Raw genomic sequence first — 2,196 nt, forward strand, 5'->3', positions numbered from 1 at the left:
CGATGAGGATGCCATCCGACGAGGTGTCATGGAGTGGTACCTGATGAATCGCACGAACCCTCACCCCTTGATGGGTTCGGTGCATGGTCCGTTCACCGGTACCGGCGATCGGCGATAACGGCATCCTCAGGATCAGCAGCACCCCGGCGAGTGGCAGGTGTGTACACGACGGGCGCCTCGACCATTGGTCGCTGTCACATGGCAATTCAGTCGAGCGAGGCGGGAGAGCAACCCCTATGATTGGCGCGTGTCTTGAATAGCAATGGGCTCGCTTGGACCCCTGCCTATGAACTCGCGTCCCTCATTCGCCGTAAGGAGCTCAGTGTACCGGAAATAGCTGAAAGCCTTATTGAACATGTCGCGAACGTGAATCCTAAGCTGAATGCGATCGTTTCGTTTGATCCGGATGCTATCCGAGCCGACGCCACCAGGCTTGACAGCCTTCAGGAGACGGGTGGATCCTTAGGACCCATTCATGGGGTTCCGTACACGATCAAAGACATGACCGATGTCGCGGGCCTGCCGACTACTAGTGGATTGTTGTCGCGTAAGAATCATAGGGCGTCACAGGACGCGGTGGTCGTGTCTCGCCTCAAGGAGGCAGGAGGGCTTTTCCTCGGTAAAACCAACGTGCCGGAGATGAGCTATTACGGAGGCACTGACAACCATCTGTTCGGAGTGACTCACAACCCGTGGAAGCATGGCCGCACTGCAGGGGGATCGAGCGGCGGCGCCGCAGCTGCAGTTGCAGCGGGCATGGGGCAACTTGCGCAGGGTTCGGACGGCTGCGGTTCAATACGAATTCCCGCCGCAATGTGTGGCGTCGTGGGCCTCAAGCCGACAACCGGAGTTACACCGTCGCCCTCCCCCCTTCTCGACTGGTCATACGATGGCCCGATCACCCGCACGGTTGCGGACAACGCCTTGATGCTCGACGTTATGGCGGGCCCTCACACGGGGACCTTCCCATCTGCACATCGGGTCGAATCGTCCTACTTCAATGCTGCACTCCCGGACATCAAGGGGTTGCGTGTTGCATGGTCAGCTGACCTTGGTTTAGGAGTGCACGTCGACCCAGAGGTGGCGCGCATTGCTCGTGGTATGGCCGATACGTTGGCTGACTTGGGCGCCGACGTGACTGAGGCGGCACCCGCCTGGGAAAATGCCTCCATCGCAATGTGGGAAGGGCTGTGGGTCCCTGCTTATGCTGGATTGCTTAGTCACGTCGATATCGCGTCCCGTCCAGGAGACTACGATGAGCGTCTTCGCGAGATCAAGGCGCAAGGCGAGCGCCTTCCTCTCGCCGCTTGGGGTACCGCATATATGCAGCGAGTGAATCTCTACGCTCACTGGGACGACTTTATGACAGACTTCGACATCCTCGTGTCGCCGACACTGGCGTCGGCAGCCTTCCCGGTTGATCAGTTCGCGCCAAGTTGGCTGGAGGGCGCTAGCCTGCGAGAGGAACTCTTAGACTGGCTGCTGACCTACCCGTTTAACATGATCAACAATCCTGCGATTAGCATTCCGGCGGGGTTTACAGACAATGGCTGTCCAGTCGGTCTGCAAATCTCTGCCCGTCACTGGGAGGACGCTCGAATTCTGGGAGTGGCCAGAACGCTGGAGGAGGCCCGCCCCTGGGCCGCACAAAAGCCTGTTGTTGGACGGCAACCATAATTGGCAAATAGGTCTTGAGTTGGCTGGTCGAAGGGGTAACGGCCGCGCGTCGACGCCTGGTTGTCCGCGTCAGCCTCGCTTGGAGGGATCAGTTCAGGTCGCCAAAGCCGCGGGCCGGGTTGTTGTCGTTGTAGACATGGTGCCGCAGGAGGCGGCTGCGTAACCTGCAGGCATGAACCCAAGGGAGGACACTGACGTTCACCCACCGGGTGTTGCGGGCGATTTCGTAGGCCCCGCAGGATGGACCGTTCCACTCTGGGCCGTGATGAAGGAGTGGTGATCCCTCGACCGGTTGACCGGCTGCTCGCCCCACGCGGCCGGCCAGCCGCAGCTACCACACAACTGCTCCCGGTTCTTCGACCTCCGGGCTGAAATGCCGCGGACGCGAAAACGGCGATGGTTATGGAAGGTGATAGCAGTGACCGATGATGAACCCGTCCGTGTGAAGGTTCGATTCACCGAACAGCAGGTAATCCTGCTGGGTAAGTTGCTCGACGAGGGACGATTTGGTGACACACA

1 protein-coding gene is annotated in these 2,196 nt (G+C 59.7%); it reads left to right on the forward strand.

The features are described 5' to 3' along the window. Window positions 1-252: 252 nt before the first annotated feature. Window positions 253-1,677 carry an amidase gene (locus H976_RS29720; RefSeq protein WP_081683074.1) on the forward strand — a complete coding sequence of 475 codons (1,425 nt, stop codon included), beginning with the start codon at window positions 253-255 and terminating at the stop codon, window positions 1,675-1,677. Window positions 1,678-2,196 lie beyond the last annotated feature (519 nt).

The organism is Marmoricola sp. URHB0036 (genome assembly GCF_000426045.1).
Taxonomy (GTDB): Bacteria; Actinomycetota; Actinomycetes; order Propionibacteriales; family Nocardioidaceae; genus Marmoricola.